This is a genomic window from Aeromicrobium sp., from assembly GCF_025965075.1.
Lineage (GTDB): Bacteria > Actinomycetota > Actinomycetes > Propionibacteriales > Nocardioidaceae > Aeromicrobium.
Window position 1 is genome coordinate 1 of record NZ_JAOPXQ010000025.1, and the last position, 5,435, is coordinate 5,435.

The 5,435-nt window shown below is 71.6% G+C and carries 5 protein-coding genes; 4 read left to right on the top strand and 1 reads right to left on the bottom strand.

The window, feature by feature from the left end; all coding sequences use genetic code 11:
• Positions 1-707 precede the first annotated feature (707 nt).
• The gene (locus JWQ91_RS01365) at positions 708-1,373 is read right to left on the bottom strand and encodes a PIG-L family deacetylase (protein WP_297779778.1); all 666 of its coding nucleotides are present in this window, start codon (positions 1,371-1,373) and stop codon (positions 708-710) included.
• A gap of 250 nt (positions 1,374-1,623) precedes the next feature.
• Between JWQ91_RS01365 and JWQ91_RS01370 the strand changes: the two genes are divergently transcribed.
• From JWQ91_RS01370 to JWQ91_RS01385, 4 genes are all read left to right on the top strand, one after another.
• Positions 1,624-2,685, top strand: coding sequence for a glycosyltransferase (locus JWQ91_RS01370; RefSeq protein ID WP_297779781.1), 1,062 nt, complete (start codon positions 1,624-1,626; stop codon positions 2,683-2,685).
• Complete coding sequence (locus JWQ91_RS01375; protein WP_297779783.1) at positions 2,682-3,719, top strand: glycosyltransferase; 1,038 nt, start codon at positions 2,682-2,684, stop codon at positions 3,717-3,719. Before JWQ91_RS01370 ends, JWQ91_RS01375 begins: the two co-directional genes overlap by 4 nt.
• Positions 3,716-4,555: a galactosyltransferase-related protein gene (locus JWQ91_RS01380; RefSeq protein ID WP_297779786.1), complete on the top strand. Its 840-nt coding sequence runs from the start codon at positions 3,716-3,718 to the stop codon at positions 4,553-4,555. The genes JWQ91_RS01375 and JWQ91_RS01380 overlap by 4 nt, the downstream gene beginning before the upstream one ends.
• Before the next feature lie 80 nt (positions 4,556-4,635).
• Positions 4,636-5,435 (top strand): glycosyltransferase family 1 protein (locus tag JWQ91_RS01385; RefSeq protein WP_297779788.1); only part of this gene is annotated, 800 nt, incomplete at its 3' end.

Sequence of the window (5,435 nt, forward strand, 5' to 3'; positions counted from 1 at the left end):
CCGGCCGCGGGAACGGGGCCGTCGGCTCCTCCCCCACGATGCCGATCGTGCCCGAGGCGTCGATCTCCCGGATGCCCTTCGCTGCGGCGTCGGCCGCCATGCCGCCGCCGATGATCAGGTAGTCGTAGTCGCTGTGCACGGGATGGTCCATCCACTCGTACGTCGTGGGCCCGCCGACGCGGCGGCACTCCCCGCGACGTACCCGGCGTGGCGGGCGCAAAACCGGTGGGCACGCACCACCCCCCGGTACGTTGGAGGCCTTGGCCGGACGGAAGGTGTGCTCCTCGTGAGTGAGCAGGACAACGCTCGTCTGGTTCTCCGCTTCGCCGGGATCCTGGCCCAGCTGGTGGACGAGAGCTCGTTCTTCGTGCGCCTCTGCGACGCTCGCCGATGTGACGAGGACCTCGCTCGACCCCGTGGCGGCCGACGCTGCCGGCGTCTTCGCCCAGGTCGACGACCACCTCGAGCTGATCAGCGCCTCGGCCCACGACACGTCCGTTCGCATTCCTCACGCGGATCTCCCAGGACCGCAACGTGCGACTGGTGACGATCGCGGATGCCATCGTCACGCAGCGCAACGCCAACGCGAGGCTGGAGCGGGTCACAGGTCGGTGACGACCTCGTTCTCGCCGCCGTCGTACGGCTGACCCGTCAGTCACGCCCGCCCGTCCCGATCCACGTGGACACGAACGAGAGCGCAGGCACAACTAGGCCAGGACGACCTCGGGAGCGAGCAGCGCGTGGTCGAGCAGCCCCTCAGTGACGACCGCGGCATCCCGTGGATCCGCACTGAGAGCACGCACCTGGGTCGTGAACGCTCGCACGGCCCGTCGCTTGCGACCCCGCGACGCCGCCTGGCACTCCAGCCGCCGTGCGCGCGGCAGCCAGTGCTGCCCATCCTCGGGGGTCGTCCACACCCAGGTCCAGATCGGGAACCTCCACAGCGTGGTGTGCGTTCCGCAGAGCTCGATCGCCACCTCGCCCAGGACGTCATGGTCCGGGTGCCCGTCGGCCTCGAACGGTGCGAGCACCAGGTCGGCCCCGCGAACGAACGGCTCCAGGGCCGCAGCGAGCTCGCCGCGGTGCTTGGCGACCTCGCCGTCGGGAAATCCCAGGCGACAGATGTCGGGCTCGTGCACGCCCAGCAGCCCCAAAGCCGCCACCAGCTCACGAGGACGGCGCTGCCCGAGCTCGCGCGGCGTCATCGTCGGGCTCTCCGGGTGGGAGGCCTCTCCGTCCGTCACCGTGACGAACGCCATGTCCCGGTCGGCCTGACTCGCGATCCACCCGCCTACGGCGAGCACCTCGTCGTCGGGGTGGGCCGACATGACGACGACCCGGCCGCCCGGATCGGGCGGCGGTGTCATGGGCATCGACTCAAGACGATGCCGCCAGTAGCTGAACATCCCGATCACCCGCCCTCGTCCTGTTGTTACCCGCGCGGGGCATCGCGAAACGGTCACTGTGTCACCGCCGCGTCGCCCGAGTTCGCCGGAGTCTCGAGGAATCCCGATTGGCATGGAGGTGGACCGGGTACAGGACTCCTCAGGTGCAGCAGCGCGCCCCCCTTCGTCATGAGAGGTGCCATATGTCCTTTGCGCTCACTCGGCTCGCCTCCCACTGATGCGGGTCTGCCTCATCGCGTCCAGTCGATTCCCGATCCGTGAGCCCTATCAAGGCGGACTGGAGTCCCACACCGCGACCCTCGCCCGCGAGCTGATCCGACGTGGCCACCAGGTCAGCGTCTTCGCGGCACCCGGCTCGGATCGGAGCCTCAACGTCGAGGAGCTGCCCGTGCGGGCATTCGCCTCCAGCCCAGCAGCTCGTCAGGACGTCGGGGCAGTCCCCGAGCAGTGGATGCAGGAGCACCACGCGTACCTGGGGCTGATGCTCCATCTCGCCGGCAGCGGAACGTCCCGATTCGACGTGATCCACAACAACAGCCTGCACCACCTGCCGATCGCGATGGCTCACCTGACCGCGGTCCCCCTCGTCACGACGTTGCACACGCCTCCCGTGGCCTGGCTCGAGTCCGCGATCAGATACGCCCCGGCATCGGCGCGATTCGTCGCGGTGAGCGAGCACACCCGGGCTGCGTGGTCGCGGTCCGTGAGCTCGACCGTCGTGTTGAACGGCGTCGACACCGACCGGTGGCACCTCGGTCCGGGAGGTGGACGCGCCGTTTGGTCGGGTCGCATCGTGCCCGAGAAGGCGCCGCACCTAGCAGTGCTCGCCGCCCGGCGGGCCGGGGTGAAGATCGATGTCGCGGGACCGGTCATGGACGAGCGCTACTTCCGGGAGGCACTCCTCCCTGTGCTGAATGACGACGCCGCCTATGTCGGGCACCTCCACGACGAGGACCTGATCGAGGCCGTCGGCCGCGCGGCGGTGGTCGTCGTGACGCCACAGTGGGACGAGCCGTACGGACTCGTCGCCGCAGAGGCAATGTCCTGCGGTACCCCGGTCGCCGCCTTCGCCCGCGGCGCCCTGCCGGAGCTCGTCGACCCGGTCGCCGGTGACCTCGCGGCCCCCGACGACGTCGACGCGCTGGCAGGGGCCATCCGCACCGCGGCGACCCTCGACCGCTCGGCCGTCCGCCGGCACGCGGTCGAGCACTTCAGCGTTGCGCGGATGGTGAGCTCGTACGAGGCCCTCTACGAGCAGCAGGAGGGGGCCGTCGCGTGATCGGCTACTACGTGCACCACCACGGTCGCGGCCACCTGCACCGCGCGATGGTCGTGACCGCACAGCTGTCGGTCACCGTCACGGGCCTGTCCTCGCTGCCCCGCCCGGCCGGGTGGGACGGCCCGTGGATCCAGCTCCCGCGGGACGACGCCGGCGACGCGCCGACGGACCCCGAGGCGCACGGCCGGCTGCACTGGGTGCCGGCCCACGATCCGGGTCTCCGTGGCCGGATGGCCACGATCGGCGGGTGGATCGAGGCCGCCCGACCGGCCTTGCTGATGGTCGACGTGTCGGTCGAGGTCCTGCTCCTGGCCCGGCTGCACGGGATCCCCGTCGTCACGATGGTGCTGCCGGGCGACCGCCGCGATGCTGGCCACGTCCTGGCCCACGGCGTCGCCGACCGAGTCCTCGCTGTGTGGCCGCCCGACGCCGGCGAGATGGTCGTGGGCATTCCCCACGGGGTCGACGTGCACCGGGTCGGGGCGCTGTCCCGCTTCGACACACGCATCGGTGAGCCGCTCCTCCGGCCGTCCGGACCGCGCCGTCGCGTCGTGGTGCTGGCGGGCGCCGGCGGCAGCAACCTGACACCACGGGACGTGGCGGAGGCGCGTGCGCAGACACCCGAGTGGCACTGGGACATCCTCGACGCGCGCAGCGGTCGCTGGGTCGAAGATCCCTGGCCGCTGCTCCAGAACGCCGACGTGATCGTGACCCACGGCGGTCAGAACGCCCTCGCCGAGGTCGCCGCGGCACGGCGCCCGGCGATCGTGATCCCCCAGGCCAGGCCGCACGCCGAGCAGGTGACGACGGCACGTGTCCTGGCTCGATCCGGCCGCTGGCCCGCCGTCGCCCACGCGACCTTCGCCTCGCTCGAGTGGGCCGATCGGTTGTCGACCGCGGCGGCGCTGCCGGGCGAGGACTGGTCGGGATGGAACGACGGGCACGCCGCCGAACGGCTCGCCGTCGTCCTGGAGCACGAGCTGGAACGGCACACGTCCCGGACGAGCCGTCCCACGTCAAGGGTGACCCGATGAGGACCACCGTGATCACGGTCGTCCACGGCCGCCACGAGCACCTGGCCCGCCAGCACGAGGCCCTGCTGCGGTCCCTCGTCCGGCCCTACCGCTATCTCGTCGTGGCGATGGACGACGACGGCATCGCCGACTGGACCCCCGCCGGCGAGGTCCCGCCCGAGGTGCTGCACGTCGACGGCCGTCCAGATGGCCTTCCGTTGGCCGCTGCCCGCAATGCCGGCGCCCGCGCCGCAACCGCCGGGGGCGCCGACCTGCTGGTCTTCCTCGACGTCGACTGCATGCCCGACCCGGACCTCGTGGGGGGATACGTCCGGTCGGCCGTCCGATGCGCCGGTCACCTCCTGTGCGGGCCGGTCACCTACCTGCCCGAGCCGGGGAGGGACGGCTATCCGCACGACGGCCTCACCGGGCTCCGTGACCCCCACCCGGCGCGGCCGGCACCGGACCCCGGTCAGGTCGTGGTCGACCGGGACGGGCACGACCTGTTCTGGTCGTTGTCATTCGCCCTGACCCCGGCGACGTGGGACGCCATCGGGGGGTTCGACGAGGCGTACGTCGGCTACGGCGGCGAGGACACCGACTTCGGCCGCCGGGCGGCCGCCTCCGGGGTCCCCCTCGCGTGGGTCGGCGACGCACACGCGTACCACCAGCACCATCCCGTGAGCCGACCACCGGTCGAGCACCTCGAGGACATCGTCCGCAACGCCGGACTGTTCCACGACCGTTGGGGCGACTGGCCCATGACGGGCTGGCTCGACGAGCTCGCCGGGCTCGGCCTGGTGGAGCGCGTCCACGACCGCTACGTCGTCGCCGCGTCACGGCGGTCCTCGACATGACCGTCACCCCTCCACGTGTCGACACGCGACTGATCCGCGTCGCATCGGTGCCCTCGAGGCATGTGTACGTACGCCATCTCGTGCATCCCGACGAGGTCTCGGACGGCGTGCGGGTCGAGCGGCTCGAGGACCCGCCGCCCGACCGCCGAACCCCGACCGGCGCCCCGTGGTGGCCTCCGCCGATGCTCGAGCCTTCCTGGGTCGAGGCCACCCACCGGGAGTTCGACGTCTTCCACGTCCAGTTCGGCTTCGACGCGCGCAGTCCCGAGGAGCTGGCGGGGCTGGTCCGGACCTTGCGTCGCCACGACAAGCCGCTGGTCTACACCGTCCACGACCTGCGCAACCCTCACCACCTCGACCGCAGCGACCACGACGCGCAGCTGGACGTCCTCATCCCGGCGGCCGATGCGCTCGTGACGTTGACCGAGGGGGCGGCCGACGAGGTCGAACGACGGTGGGACCGCCGCCCGCTCGTCCTCCCCCACCCGCACGTCGTCGACACCACGACGATGGACCGGCTCCATGCTGCGGGCCGACGGCCGGGGCCATTTCGCTTCGGGCTGCACCTCAAGAGCCTGCGGGCATCGATGGCCCCTCATGACGTGCTGCCGGTGCTCGCCCGTGCCGTCGGTGATCTCCCCGACGCGGTGCTCCAGGTCAATGTGCACCGGGACGTCGTCGAGGCCGGCGGCGAGCACCACGAACCGGCGCTGGTGGCGCTGCTGCGGGACCTCGACGGGACCGTGGACGTACGCGTCCACGACTACTTCGACGACGATGGCCTGTTCGACCACCTCGCGTCCCTGGACGTCTCGGTCCTGCCCTACCGGTTCGGCACGCACTCGGGCTGGCTGGAGGCGTGCCGGGACCTCGGCACCGC